Origin of the sequence: Paenibacillus beijingensis, from assembly GCF_000961095.1 — a bacterium.
GTDB classification, from domain to species: domain Bacteria; phylum Bacillota; class Bacilli; order Paenibacillales; family Paenibacillaceae; genus Paenibacillus_O; species Paenibacillus_O beijingensis.
Genome location: NZ_CP011058.1, coordinates 4,523,772 through 4,537,128, shown reverse-complemented (window position 1 = coordinate 4,537,128; position 13,357 = coordinate 4,523,772). Strand labels below are relative to the sequence as shown.

Here is a 13,357-nt window from a genome sequence, read left to right as displayed (position 1 = left end):
TCAGGGCCGGAACTGTCTCCGGTATTGGCTTGGCGTCATGCCGGTCAGCCGCTTGAACATCTTGATGAAATAGTTGTCGTTCATGAAGCCGACTCTCGCCCCGATTTCACCGACGGCATCATCCGTCTGCTTCAAGTAAAACAAGGCGGCATCGATGCGCAGACGGTTCACGTATTCGGTCAGCGTAAGCGACGTTTTCCGTTTGAACAAGTCGCTCAAATAGCTCGGATCCATATTAATATGACGCGCGGCGGAGCTGAGCGTGACCTGTCCGCGGTAACGGGCGTTCAAATATTCGATTACTTTATTGATTTCCGGGTGATCGGTTGCGGCCTGATCCCTCTCCGGCACAGCGGATAAATACGTTTCGATTTGCTTCATCCGCCCCAGCTTGCGCAGCTCGGCATCCATCTTTTCCAGCATTTTTTTAAAAGAGATCAGATCCATTGACAGCTTCAGCAAATAGCTCGAAGCTCCGTACTCCAGCGCCTGCCGGGCATACTCGAATTCGTTCATGCAGGTGAGCATGACGAAACGGCTTTCAATGCCGGCCTGCCGGACCCGCTTCAGCAGCTCGATTCCGTCCCACTCCGGCATCCGAATATCGCAAATGACCAGATCGGGCGCGTTTTTTACAATCAACTCGTATGCTTCCTTTCCGTTTGAGGCGTCGCCGACGATCCGAAAGCCCGCATCCGCTTTCAGAACGAGCGTCCGCACGTACTCCGCCGCCTGATGCTCATCCTCCACGATTAACGTTGACCACATCGACGTAACCCTCCTTTCCGTAAGGGGTTGACAAGAGCAGCGGAATGCGCAGACGCGCCAGTACTCCATGCTCCAAAGCGATCAGCTCGAGGCCCGCCCGCTGCTGAAACAGAATCTCCAGCCGCTCCCGGATATTTTGCAGGCCGATTCCTTTCCGCCTGCGGGAAGCCGGCGTCTTCGGCCCGAGCCCGGCGCCGTCGTCCTCGATCTCCATGACGAGCTGATCTGCCGATGTATAGATCCGCATGATGATATGTCCTTCACGGCGGGCGGAGAAACCGTGATAGATCGAATTTTCGACGAGCGGCTGCAGCGTCGCTTTCGGCACGAGCGCGTACCGCAGCGCATGCTCATAGTCGTATTCGATCGTAAACAGGTTGCCGTAGCGGGCATTCTGAATTTGCATATACGCCCTCACCATTTCGATCTCATCCTCCAAATAGATCATGTCCACCTCGAGGTTCAGGCTCCGCTCCAGCAGCTTGCCGAGCGATACGCACAGATCATGCGTTTCTTCGTCGTCGTTTTTGAGCGCGATGCATTTGATCGTATTGAGCGTATTGAGCAGAAAGTGCGGGTCCATCTGCGACAGCAGCACTTGAAAGCGGACGACCTGCCGCTGCCGCTCCTCTTCCTTCAGCCGCCCGATCAGCCCGTTCATGTCGCGCAGCATCCGGTTGAAGCTTGCGGACAGCGCGACGATCTCCTCCGCTCCGCGCTGCTCGGAGAGCGTCACTTGCAGTTCTTTGGCCGCCGCGGTTTCCATCTTTTTTTGCAGCAGCTTCAGCGGGCGGGTGAAAGCTCCGGTTATGACGAAGGTGAAGAACAGAAACGCGAGACTAAACGCCGATATGACGATATAGAAGCGCTGCTTCTCCTGATTGACTTCGCGATACAGCACATCGAGCGGAGCTTGTTTCACCACATACCAATGCAAAGCGGGAATATAGCTGAAATTGTAGAGCGAATTCGAATCGTCCCGGGCAGACAAACTCTCGGCCGGATTAGCCTCCGCAAGCTTGCCCGTAACCGCAGCCGGCAATTCCGACCCGGGATCCGATCTTCCCAGCACGGTGCCTTTTTCGTCCACGATAAAGTACGTTTGGCCGCTTTCTTTGGCGGAGGATGTAAAGGACTTGAACCACGGGTCGTAATCGATGCTGATCCGCGCATAACCGACGGGACGGAACTGCTCGTCGCTGAGCGTCGAAATGAACGATACAAGCGACGGACTCCGCGAAATATCGCGGGAAACGTAATTGGGATCGGCGCTGATCCATTGAAATTTTTGGCCCGATTGTTCGTGCTTCGCAATCCAGGCCTGCTCTTTGCCCGGCTCATACTGGAGAGGAATGTAGGACTTGTACACATGATGGTGGAGATCGGCAACCGTAAAATAAACTTCGGCCTCCGACAGGAAGAAGCTGTTGATGATGCTTGAAAATTTGGAGTCGAGCTTCCTTCCCCGTTCGAAATCGTCAAAGAGATCCGGGTACATAAGCAGCGACTGGACGGTCGCGTCCTGCTCAAGCAGCGTTGCCGTCTTCGTCATGAACCCCATTACGTTATCAAGCGAACGCTTGACCGATTCCAGATTTTGCTTGTCCTGCTGGCTAATATTGCTGCGCATTGCGTGTTCGATTTCGCGAAAATGGTAGACGCTCAGCATAGAGTAAGGAAGCAGCAACAGCACGACATAGGCAACAAACAGCCGATGCCGGAGCGTATTCGGAATCCAAAATCGCCGCTTCTTCATACGATCACTTCGCTTTCTTATCGCAAGGCTGCCCCCGCTTTACGTGACCGTAAAACGGGGGCTCCCGTACATTAATTCGCCGAAATATGGAAGTTGTCGAAAACAACGGTCTGGCCGTACGTCCGCAGGCCCGAGTACCCGGCCGACAAAGCCGTATCCGAAACGTTCAGCTTGATTGAACCGTTCACAAACGCTTTAATTGAAGCTCCTTTCAGCTCCAGCCGGAGCAAATACCACGTTCCCGGCGAAGCTTGGAAGTCCGTCTCGCCGAGCTTCGTCCAAACGCCGCTCACCTTTTTGTACAGCTGCAGCTTATTCGTATCATAATTGATGCGCATCGTGTAAAAGCTGGACAGATCGGCGCTCGCCCGTGCGATTAACCCTGCCGATGCATTGGCGCCGCTCAGATCATACGCTTTGACGGCAGCCGAAACGGCGGCATCGGCGACGGAAGGTCCCGCATAGGCTTCCGCCTCGCCCGTAGTGCCCGATTGCTTAAAGACCGTCGTTCCGTCCGTCGCAGTGCTCCAAACGCCGCTCGGCGCCGTCCAACCCGCGACTCCGCCGTCTCGTTGAAAGCTGTCCCCAAACAGCCGCGGTTCAACCAGTACGGCGTCCGCGCGGTAGTTGGCCGAGGAACCGCCCACCGCCTGCAGCTCGATATATTCCGACGGTCCCCCCGCAAAGTAGACGGTATCGATCAGCCGCCACTTTCCGTCCGCCAGGACGGTTTGGTCGATGCCGCTGACAGAGTCGAAAACACCGTTATGGTAAATTTTGTAGCGCGCATTGAGCGCCGACGTCGCATGATACGGATAGCGGACAAAAATGCTGTAATAGCCGGGCGCCGTCACGTTCGGCTGCCAGCGCGCCGTGCTGCCGGCAAGGCTGCTGTATCGCGAACCTCCGTTATAGCTTCCGGGCAGCGTACTGCTTCCCCATGTTCCGGTCTCCGTATAGTTTATGCCACCGTTATCGACCACGATGACATCGCGTGCCATAATGGGACCGATCACGTTCGAATAAACGGACGCCACGCCGTCTGCGCTTTTCGCCCGCACCCGGTAATAGTAAGATGTGCCGGGAACGGCGGTTGTGTCGTCAAACAGCGGTACGGTATCGTTGTAAAAGCGCGGCACGGACACATCGTCGGTTGCATTAGCGGCGATGACCGTCCACGGGCCGGATGCGCTCTGCGCCCGCCCGATTTCATATTCGCGCGCTCCCGCCGATCCCCTCCATGACAGGTTATGCACGGAATCGGCCGGCAGCATGACAGGAGCTGCCGGCGCCGGCCACGCCGGCGGCGACTGCCCTTGCATGGCATATGCGTATTGACGCAGCTTCCCGACGATCGCCGTCTCTTCCGCCCAGTCGCCGCTTGCAAAGCCCGGGTAGCGAAGGTAGACCCAGCCGTTCAGCGGTGGCCAATGCCATCCTCCCAGCTTATGATGCGGCATCGTTCCCCAGTACATCGCGCCACTCGTACCGTTGCTCTGCACAATGCCGAGCAATTGCTCGGTTTCAGCGGCGGAATAATCGCCGAACTCCCCGATAATGAGCGGCTTTTTGCCTGCCGTCGTGTTTCTCCATTCCGAAAGCTTGGCCGCCATGTCCACCTGGTGATAGCTGTAAATGTGCGGATCGATAAAATCAATGTTGGCGTCGTTGACTGCATTCGTCCGGATCCCCTGCGCGCGCACATAGCCCCCGTCGCCGACGAGGTGATTGGGATCGATACTTTTCGTATAAGCGGCCATTTCGCTCGTCCAGCTGTCCGTCGACAGCAACTCGTTGCCGAGCTGCCAAGCCATAATCGCTTTGTCGTCTTTATAAAGGATATTGGTGTAGCTGTTTGTGCGGTTTAAGACGTAGGAGATAAAATTTTTAAAATCTTGCTTGAGAGTCGCATCGGTCCAAAATTCGCTTGCGCTTTTGCCCCGGAATGCCGCCCAGTCGGCGTATCCCCCGACATAATTGTAATTGTCCACGAACGGGATAATAAGCCGGATGTTGTACTGATTTGCCAGCTGAATTGCTTTGTCGGCGAGCTTAAACGCGCTTTCGTTAAAATTTCCCGGGCCCATAACATGCCTGAACGTTCCCTGCGGATCGGCGCTCATCCGCACTTCGAACGGGTACGCCCGGATGACGTTGATACCGGAAGCGGCCGCCGCCTTCATCGTGTCTTCGATCTCGGCCGGATCGGCCCACGACCGGAGCAAAAACGGCACATTCGTGCCGACAAAACGGAACTCGGTACCGCCGTCCATGAATTTATCTCCGCTGCGTGTAATGAAGCTGCTGAAACTTGCCCATGCCGAATGAGAACTGACGAACAACCAACCGGCTGACAGGATCAGAACAAATAGAATAACTCTCCGCAAACCGCCCTTCGATTTTGAGACACTTTCCTTCCTGTACTCGCTTTTCATGCTGTTCTCACCTTTCATGATGCCACATTTTGTAAGCGATTACAAATTGGTCTATGCGCTCAATATAGCACGCCTTCAGAAGCGAATTAAGGAACATTTTTTGTCCGAAAATAGAACGATTTTGGGAGGTTTCGTGCAGGCTGGGGATGGCGCTTATTTTTCCGTTTTGAAGTGCGTAAGACGGACAAAACTGCGAAAGAGGCAAAACTTTTCCGGGCGTATGTATAATTACCCCAATTCCGGCAATTATAAATATATCGGCGTCGAGAGATGCCGTAGACAACCGCGGAGAAGGCTTACGTTTCCCCATAAGCTCTTCGTCCGGTTTCTCCTCTCCCATGAAAGGGGCTCCCGTAAGGGGGCCCCGATTTTTTTGTGAAACGAACGGCAGCTGACCTCAAGCGCCTGCTGAAACCAAACGACTGTGACATTGTCGCCCATGATCTTGCTGCCAACGGTGTATCTGAAGCATTTTGTTTTTATATTCCTTTACAGGAATATTCCTGTTGTGGTATATTTCTTTCATAGAAGAAAATCGCACTACAATTTTGAGCGCCTTTGCCTAGCCCAGTCGGTTACCGATTGTTGAATACTCCCAACTATCACGATCTTCTGTCGATCTGACCCCCCTACAAAATACTTAACTTTATTGGAGGAGTTAGAATGTCTACAAATATCGAAATTACCCATACTTTCAATGCTCCACGTGAGCTTGTGTTTAAGACTTTTACCGAACCGGAACATTTGCAGAACTGGTGGGGGCCAAAAGGATGGACTTTTGATATTTCTAAGTTTGAGCTTCGCCAGGATGGCGTCTTCCATTACAGCCAGAAATCGCCTGAAGGTGACGTAATGTGGGTCAAATTTGTCTATCGTGAAATTATTGCTCCTGAGAAACTCGTTTATACCTATTTCTTTTCTGATGAGGAAGGTAACATCGTACGCGCTCCTTTTGACGACAACTGGCCGCTGGAAATCATGAATACTTTTACGTTCATCGAGCATGAAGGCAAAACAACCCTTACCATGATCGGGGCTCCTGTATCCCCGACTGAAGAGGAGATCAAAACCTTCAAGGAATCGCAAGAGATGATTCAGGAAGGCTTTGCAGGAACCTTCGATCAACTAGCGGATTACCTGACCAAACATTTGATATAAGCTCAGCTAAAGAAGAAAAACACCGCAAATCGGTGTTTTTCTTTTTGAGAGGCGGGAGAGACCATGCTCATCGAACAAACTTCATTCCGGCGAACGCGGACTCTTTAAGTCCGTTTCGGTGGTCGTCTCTTCCGGAAGACGCTTTGACATGCCAGGCACTTCACGCGGTTTATATTCGATTACATCGGAAGAGTATATCGTGACGAACATTTTTCCCGCACCTGCAAAGGTGCGAATCAGAACCGGTTGATCGTACTGGTTTTGAAAAGAGAAGTCCGGCCCGCCCCAGCTTACGGTTGCGTCACGTCCCGGCGGCACGTAGGGAACGTTGCGGCTGTGGGAATAGCGGCGAACGATTTTCAGTCCTGCACGGTCGATCGCATTGAACAAGGTCGAGGACACTTGACAAATCCCGCCTCCAACCCCTTCCGATAATTCCCCTCTGACGATAACCCCCGCCCGCAAGTATCCCTTTTCAGTCGTACGTATGCCAACCACCTGATTAAACGAAAAAACTTCGCCTGGAAATACGACCGTATTGTTAACGGCTTTTGCGGCAAGGGCGATATTATGCGAACGGTTTTTGTTCCTCGAGTTAAAATAGGTGGCATAATGCCCGATCGGCTTTTCCCGGATATCGGAAAGAAGCTCGCTGTCAACCTTCGGATAAAGCACCTTCAGAGGCGCTTCGATTGCGGAAGATCCTTTGCCAAAGAAGTAGGCAAAAAATTGGTCTTCAAACTTCCCCCGGTCCAATTTGTAGCCGACCTGCTCGGACACGATTTCCTCGCGGTCTCCAAGGCGGGCATTTTCGGGACTCCGGTATATGTTCCGTTCGAGCTCGTCGGTTAATTGATCGAATTTGCCTGTGTCCATCAAAGGAAAAACGATCATTTTATAATCGGCTCTGTTCACGCTGGCAATGGTCTGTCCACGATGGTTGACCGATAAGTTGTCGGGTAATTGTACTTGCAGGAGCAGCAAAGCTCCGGCGATCGATAACCATTTCACTTTTTCGGCCCCTTCCAAAATAAAATCCCCTCTTGGCATAGCCATGGATGGGATTGTGCTTTCGCATATCGCGTTATCGTATGTTAGTCGCGTTCATTCTCCCCTTCACCTTTCGTTATTATTCCTGAACAAAAAAAGCCCCGGCAACTTAACGGAAATCAGCGCCGGGAGAATTAAGAATTATCCAAATTATGAAGTACGCGAAATAACTGGCAATGGCTAGCAATGCACATCCTAGTGCACCTTGTATAATCCGTGCCGGACTTTTCGACTTAAAACCGGAATATAGCCGGGTAATACTTAACCAAAACAAATAAGCCCCGAAAGCAAATAAGAGAAGGCCGCCCATTAGGATGTTCGCTCCTCCTCCTGTTTGGAGAGTAACATCATCCTGTGATGATGAACTTTTTGTTCCATTTGGGAAAAAAGACAAAACGTAACGGAAGCAATGCAACCCAATTGAAAGTAAAACATGAAATTATAAACAAACTGATTCACATTGTCATACAGAAACGAAACGTAAACAAATGTAACAATCAACCCTGTGCCCGTATAGAACACTAGATGGGCCACAAACTCGTAAATTTTATGACTCCATGAAAGGTGATCATTCAATTTATCGATCATCATCGAGCACGGAATGCCAAGAACAAAAAAAGGAGGAGCCGCCAGCACCAGGATAAACAAAATGAATGGACCAAGCGCTAAAATATACATGAATAATACAAAGATGCAGAATACGCTCCATGAAAATAGCGCAACGAGCATTTTTCTGAAAAAGAAATTCATTCCTTTTCTAAATCGCATAAGTCACCTTCTATCTATGACAGTCTGATCCTATAAGGATAGATACGATTGCTCGGCTCGCAGCGGCAGCGTGATGGTAACGGTTGTGCCCGCTCCCTCTTCGCTTTCATAATCGATTGTTCCATTCATCGTTTCGATAATTCGGATGGCCACTGCCGTCCCTAACCCCGTTCCGACTTCCTTTGTCGAGAAAAACAGCGTACCGATCCTGGAAAGCTGCTCCTTATTCATTCCTTTGCCGCTATCGGCGATGATGATCCGGGCTTGGCCGTCAACTACCGCTGAACTTACGTTCACTTTTCCGCCTGAAGGGGTAGCCTCGATCGCGTTTTTGACGACATTGACAAGCGCTTGCTGCAGTTGTCCCCGGTCCGTAAAAACATAAATCCGCTCTTCCAGCGCGCTATCGATAAAAAGATTGTTTTTACTGGCCATAGGCGTCAGAAGCGTGATGATCGTATTCAAAATTTCGGCAAGATCCACCAATTCCAATTTCGTCAAATGAGGCTTCGAAAAGTTCAAATAGTCGCTGATGATCGATTCCGCTCTCGCCAGTTCTTCCATCGCAAAATTTAAATACTGCCGGTTTTTGCCTTCTTCGTTCGGACGCATGAGCTGAAGAAATCCGCTCACGACGGTAAGCGGGTTGCGGACTTCATGCGCAATCGAGGCGGCCAGTTCCCCTAACGTCTTCATTTTTTCGGCTCGTTGGATGTCCGCTCTCATTTTGAGCCTTTCGCAAGTGAACTCTATCAGCATCGATGAAAGCCAAGCTCCAAGCATATGCAGCACAAAAAAAACGAGAAGGGTCTGTAAGAGCGGAAAATCGGCCGGTTTTTGCACTTCATTAAAAAAGGGATACGATACCAAAATAAGCAGCATGATGAAAGACGGGTAGATGGAAACGAGCATAACCGCTTTGATGCGTGAATTTCCGGATAATACCCGCACTTTCCGCGCTGCCAATAACGGTCCGATAAAAACAAGCGACATACTGATGTATCCGAACCAAAGCGCGTTGCCGCCGATATAGGTCCGGGTCAGCAAAATCATGACTAAATTGATTGCGCCGGCGAGAGGGCCCCCATAGACGGTTGACAGGACGAGCGGAATATACCTAAGATCCCAATAAAGCTCGAGTTCATGATAAGAAAACAGCAAGCAAAGCGATGAGGCCGTTCCGTTCATCAAGCCGATTACATACGGGGAATGGGCATGACGGCATCTTTCCGCAAATGCAGTATAGAGTAAGACCGGCGCAATGACGATCAGAACGTTCAGAAATAATATTTCAATCAGCATGCTGTTGTATATCCTCCGTTTTCGATCCATTACAAAAGCTGGCGACAAATCCCTCAGATGTGCTCTTTATGAGTGAAATATTCGCGAAAGAGCGCTTTATTCCTTCATTTAGCGGAACTTTTAGCCATTTTGATCGTGATATATCCGCTTATCTTCATATTGTGCTCCTCTTTCGAGCGTTGCGTGTTGGATGAATAATACATCGCGGTCAAGGGATAATAACCATCGCGTCAACAAAACAATTCCGTACAGGAGGATTCAAACTTGAATCAAAACATTTCAAATCAAATTAATCAATGCGAACAAATCATTAATCAGCTGATGAGCCAAACCCAGCAAGCCTCTCAATTGTACCAGCAATTGCTGCAGCAGGAGCAACAAAATGCAGCCCAATTGGAACAATTGGCCCAACGCGAGCATAAAGCGACCCAAATCATTCAAAATGCGCTGCATGGCCATCAGTTGGCAATGCAGCAAATGCAGCAAGTCTCCCAGCTTTGCAGACAGCTTGAGCAAAACTACCAAACGATGGGCGGCATCAGCACTTTCAATCAACAACCGTATCAGTATACCGGGAATCAGCAGCAAATGTCCTGAATTTAGCGGGCAATTCCGGCATAAAGAAAGAAGCCGCCCAGCCTTTCTCAGGCTGGACGGCTCTTTTTATTCGCTTTATTCTGAAGGCAGCGAAATCGGTTTCCGGATTGGATGAACGTTGATCTTGCCGTTTACTAGGGGTAATCCCATCCGGATAAAGCCTCCGGCCGTAAATGCCGATCCGATAACTTCGACCGTAAGCTGTGCGGAACCGGAAAAACTCCCTATTGCAAAAATGACCGTTCCTGCGATTAAGAGAATACCGCCGCTGCGCAGTGCTCCCCGGTGACGGATATCCGCAAGTCCGAAAAGAATCATGCCGATTACAAACAGCAACGGCCCGAATGCTTGAATCATGCCCGGAACCTGCTGAGCAAAAACCGCATCGACTTGGGCGCCCGAGGCGCCTGCAAGTTCCACATAAACGATCGCCGTCACAAAAATCGTTCCCACAATTCCTGCGACCATGCCTATTAATCCAAGTAAGCCCCGCTTGCTACCCTGCGCTTCATACAATCCGAAAAATGCAAAGACGGCGGACAAATGCGCCATTAATACGAACGTATCTCCGAGAACCGTTCCCATGCCGCCGCTTCCCCCAAAGTCCAAGGCGTGCCCCGTTATAAACAAGGCCCCGGTTACAATGGATGATAAGCCGTTTAATCGTCTCAAGCTGTTTGTTTTCATTCGTTTTTCTTCCTCCTCATTTATTTAACTAATATTGTTAGTATTATATTAGCTAACTATATTAGTTTTGTCAATGCGGATTTTACTCGGTCCATTGGCATCATTCCCGTTTGGTCACTTTGTACGTAAGTAATATTATTGGTCGTTATTGATTTTATCGATAGCCGTCTGAACTTTTTCAGCGTCTGATAAAGTTGCAAGGGCCGGCTTGAATCCGCCTGCCACCACTTCAGCGAGGTCATGATAAAACATCCACTGGGCGTGAACGTAACCTTTTATTGCTGCCGGAAATGAAGAGGCATCCATGGGCTGATCAACATGAACCGGAATATATTGGTCGCTCGCCGCTCCAGCCATGGTGAGCTTTTCACCCTCGAGTATTAACGATCCTTTCGTCCCAAAAATTTCGATTCTGGGAGCCCGGCCCGCGGACGCCATAATAAATTGGAGGGCGTATGTACCCCCTCGTTCGAAAGCGCCATGCACGAAAAAAGAGTCGTCGGCCGTACTCGGCTCCATGCCGTTTCGGCCGCGTCTTTCATGAACATGCCGGGAAGTAAACCCCTGTACCGTCAGAAACGGGCCGAACCAGAACTGCAGGGCATCGATCATATGCGAGCCGACGGCTCCGAGCATGCCGCCGCCATTTTCCGCCCGCCATTGCCAGCCGTTGTCATCCTCTTTTATTTTGGGCCAGAGGGGCCACGCTTCCGACCAGTTCACGTGAAAAATATCGCCGAGCTCGTTATGCTCCAGTATTCGTTTTATTGCTTGCCGCTGGGGCAAATACCGCCATTCGAAGTTCATAAAGACCTTGCGATTGTGCCGCTTGGCAATTTCCTTCATCGCCCGAACTTCGGCGGCATTCAGCGCGGGAGGCTTCTCGCAAACGACATGGCAGCCCGCCTCAAGGGCGAATATCGTCATCTCCATGTGAAAGTCCGGCGACGAGGCGACGACAATTAAATCGAGTGGCAAATCGCTTATCATGCGGCGCCAATCGTTGAAAGCGTTTGGAATTCCGTGATTAGCTGCTTCGTTTGCGGCTCTCCCCGGACGAATTGCGCTAATTGCGGTCACATTATATGCCGGATGTTGCTGCAAAATGGGCGCGTGCACCTGTGCACCAAAACCGGTACCGATAATCCCCGCTTGGATTGCCATCTTCATTCCCTCCATTATTCACTAAAGTTTACGTTCTGCAACGGACTGCCGAACACCTTCACGTCAAAAACGGCCGGCGCTTAACAAAATCGGATGCAGCTGGTTCCCGTTTACATAGATGGATCGGCGCATTTCCGCTACAATTAATGGTAACAAATCATTGGTAACGGAGGCAGTCAGCTTGAAAAAATGGTTATCGTTCACTTTGACGGCAATTATCGCGGCTTTTATTTACACGCAATACGATAACAGCGGGGATTCTGGGCAACCGACTTCGGCCGATCTGAATGCGGATGTCACCTTAACGTTTCCTTCGGACCGGTATCCGGAAACGGCTGCGCATATCAAACGGGCGATCGCCAAAGGCGAATCGGCCGTTTGTACGATCGACCGCGAAGGCGCGGATGAAAACCGACGCTTATCGCTCGGCAGCGTGCCTGCCAAGGACCACTACGACCGCGACGAATGGCCGATGGCCATGTGCGCGGAAGGCGGCGCCGGCGCGGACATCGCATACATAACGCCGGCCGATAACCGCGGAGCCGGTTCCTGGGTCGGTAATCAGCTGGAACAATACCCGGACGGGACGCGGATTTTGTTTATCGTCGAATGAAAGCTTCCCGCCGGACCAGGACCGGCGGGAAGCTTTTTTACCTATCAAGCTCAGGGGTTGTTCGCGCCTTTTGTTATGCAGCCGGCTGCTGTACCCACCCGGGCGGAAAAAGGAAGCGTACCGCAGTATGAAAAAAAACGGCAGTCCCCCGTCCTTTTCCGAACGAAAACCTGCCATCTTGCCGCACCCGTTTCCTTCCGTACTCGATCCATGCCAAATCTCCCCGCTTCCTCTCACGAGCCTTTGTTTATCATCGCAGCCAGTCGCGCCAGTACGATCGCGAGTTCTGCTCGCGTGACCGGCTGGTTCGGCTTGAACGTTCCATCGCCGTAGCCTTGCATCAGCCCCAGATCGGATACGAGCTCAATCGCCTCTTTTGCCGGGGAATTGCCCGGGACATCGTTGAACGTAACTGTGCTCCATCCTCCTTCATTTCCGTACGAATCGTTCAGATCCACCTGCACGCCGGCCACCGTCTGGCCGTTCTTGTACTGAAAAATATTCACCCTGCCGCTCCGGCGGCCGCGGCTCCAAGCATACGTCTGCCAAAAGTGGGCGGCCGCGCCCCTCCCGGCCATTTCCTCGATAACCGTATAAGAGCCGTATACGCCAGCCTTATAAGGGCCGATTTGCGCCGCAGCCGCTTTCAGGTACGCTTCAATCGCATCGTAATCCGCAGACCGGGCATCATAATCGACCGCAAAATAGATGGCCGACCCTGCGGGCTGCCCAATAGCAACAGCCTCCTTGTAAGCCGCCGCCCCGTCGTTTGCTCCCGCAGCCGCGCCGCCTGCGGGACGGTTTGCCGCCGTCTCATAGACCGATATGATCGTCATGCCCGCCGCGCTAATCGCCTCCGCCTCGGGACGGGTGAGCCGTTTCCAAGCATAATTTGCCGGCACCAGATATCGGCATGCAAACTGCATGCCCGCAGCCGCCAGCGCCTTCGCCGCGCTTGCCGACAGCGGCATCGCACAATCGATTCCTATCACGTTTGCGGATCACCTCTTACCAACCGTTATGCTGCATTATACACCCATTTCCGCTTAGGTAACCAAG

The 13,357-nt window shown here is 51.6% G+C and carries 11 protein-coding genes; 3 read left to right on the top strand and 8 right to left on the bottom strand.

Features of this window, described 5'->3' with window-relative positions; genetic code table 11:
• The 3 genes from VN24_RS20510 to VN24_RS20500 all read right to left on the bottom strand — a co-directional run bounded on the left by VN24_RS20510 (nucleotide 1) and on the right by VN24_RS20500 (nucleotide 4,959).
• Nucleotides 1-768: a response regulator gene (locus VN24_RS20510; protein WP_045671937.1), complete on the bottom strand. Its 768-nt coding sequence runs from the start codon at nucleotides 766-768 to the stop codon at nucleotides 1-3.
• Nucleotides 740-2,524, bottom strand: a complete 1,785-nt coding sequence (locus VN24_RS20505) for a cache domain-containing sensor histidine kinase (protein WP_045671936.1) — start codon at nucleotides 2,522-2,524, stop codon at nucleotides 740-742. Before VN24_RS20505 ends, VN24_RS20510 begins: the two co-directional genes overlap by 29 nt.
• Nucleotides 2,525-2,595: 71 nt before the next feature.
• Nucleotides 2,596-4,959, bottom strand: a complete 2,364-nt coding sequence (locus VN24_RS20500) for a golvesin C-terminal-like domain-containing protein (RefSeq protein ID WP_052703065.1) — start codon at nucleotides 4,957-4,959, stop codon at nucleotides 2,596-2,598.
• 663 nt (nucleotides 4,960-5,622) lie between these two features.
• Here VN24_RS20500 and VN24_RS20490 point away from each other — a divergent pair.
• Nucleotides 5,623-6,117, top strand: coding sequence for an SRPBCC family protein (locus VN24_RS20490; protein ID WP_045671934.1), 495 nt, complete (start codon nucleotides 5,623-5,625; stop codon nucleotides 6,115-6,117).
• Nucleotides 6,118-6,198: 81 nt separating this feature from the next.
• Here the strand turns inward: VN24_RS20490 and VN24_RS20485 are convergent, their stop codons facing one another.
• Nucleotides 6,199-7,128: a VanW family protein gene (locus tag VN24_RS20485; protein ID WP_238590740.1), complete on the bottom strand. Its 930-nt coding sequence runs from the start codon at nucleotides 7,126-7,128 to the stop codon at nucleotides 6,199-6,201.
• A gap of 837 nt (nucleotides 7,129-7,965) precedes the next feature.
• On the bottom strand, nucleotides 7,966-9,237 hold the full coding sequence (locus tag VN24_RS20470; protein WP_045671931.1) for an ATP-binding protein: 1,272 nt from the start codon (nucleotides 9,235-9,237) through the stop codon (nucleotides 7,966-7,968).
• Nucleotides 9,238-9,558: 321 nt separating this feature from the next.
• On the opposite strand from VN24_RS20470, the gene VN24_RS20465 reads away from it, so the two are divergent.
• The gene (locus VN24_RS20465; protein WP_045673517.1) at nucleotides 9,559-9,834 is read left to right on the top strand and encodes a hypothetical protein; all 276 of its coding nucleotides are present in this window, start codon (nucleotides 9,559-9,561) and stop codon (nucleotides 9,832-9,834) included.
• Nucleotides 9,835-9,909: 75 nt separating this feature from the next.
• Here VN24_RS20465 and VN24_RS20460 read toward each other — a convergent pair whose 3' ends face one another.
• Nucleotides 9,910-10,521, bottom strand: a complete 612-nt coding sequence (locus VN24_RS20460) for a hypothetical protein (protein ID WP_045671930.1) — start codon at nucleotides 10,519-10,521, stop codon at nucleotides 9,910-9,912.
• 135 nt (nucleotides 10,522-10,656) lie between these two features.
• Nucleotides 10,657-11,685 carry a Gfo/Idh/MocA family protein gene (locus tag VN24_RS20455; protein WP_052703064.1) on the bottom strand — a complete coding sequence of 343 codons (1,029 nt, stop codon included), beginning with the start codon at nucleotides 11,683-11,685 and terminating at the stop codon, nucleotides 10,657-10,659.
• A gap of 181 nt (nucleotides 11,686-11,866) precedes the next feature.
• Between VN24_RS20455 and VN24_RS27105 the strand changes: the two genes are divergently transcribed.
• Nucleotides 11,867-12,298 carry a hypothetical protein gene (locus VN24_RS27105; protein WP_420798581.1) on the top strand — a complete coding sequence of 144 codons (432 nt, stop codon included), beginning with the start codon at nucleotides 11,867-11,869 and terminating at the stop codon, nucleotides 12,296-12,298.
• Between the two features lie 233 nt (nucleotides 12,299-12,531).
• On the opposite strand, the gene VN24_RS20445 is transcribed toward VN24_RS27105, so the two are convergent.
• Nucleotides 12,532-13,269, bottom strand: a complete 738-nt coding sequence (locus VN24_RS20445; protein WP_082083956.1) for a glycoside hydrolase domain-containing protein — start codon at nucleotides 13,267-13,269, stop codon at nucleotides 12,532-12,534.
• Nucleotides 13,270-13,357: the final 88 nt, after the last annotated feature.

Bases quoted from the DNA above. Each gene is read 5' to 3' on its own strand.
- VN24_RS20505 (WP_045671936.1), bottom strand. From the start codon at position 2,524: ATGAAGAAGCGGCGATTTTGGATTCCGAATACGCTCCGGCATCGGCTG.
- VN24_RS20490 (WP_045671934.1), top strand. From the start codon at position 5,623: ATGTCTACAAATATCGAAATTACCCATACTTTCAATGCTCCACGTGAG.
- VN24_RS20465 (WP_045673517.1), top strand. From the start codon at position 9,559: ATGAGCCAAACCCAGCAAGCCTCTCAATTGTACCAGCAATTGCTGCAG.
- VN24_RS20470 (WP_045671931.1), bottom strand. From the start codon at position 9,237: ATGCTGATTGAAATATTATTTCTGAACGTTCTGATCGTCATTGCGCCG.
- VN24_RS20455 (WP_052703064.1), bottom strand. From the start codon at position 11,685: ATGGCAATCCAAGCGGGGATTATCGGTACCGGTTTTGGTGCACAGGTG.
- VN24_RS20445 (WP_082083956.1), bottom strand. From the start codon at position 13,269: ATGCCGCTGTCGGCAAGCGCGGCGAAGGCGCTGGCGGCTGCGGGCATG.
- VN24_RS20510 (WP_045671937.1), bottom strand. From the start codon at position 768: ATGTGGTCAACGTTAATCGTGGAGGATGAGCATCAGGCGGCGGAGTAC.
- VN24_RS20460 (WP_045671930.1), bottom strand. From the start codon at position 10,521: ATGAAAACAAACAGCTTGAGACGATTAAACGGCTTATCATCCATTGTA.
- VN24_RS20500 (WP_052703065.1), bottom strand. From the start codon at position 4,959: ATGAAAAGCGAGTACAGGAAGGAAAGTGTCTCAAAATCGAAGGGCGGT.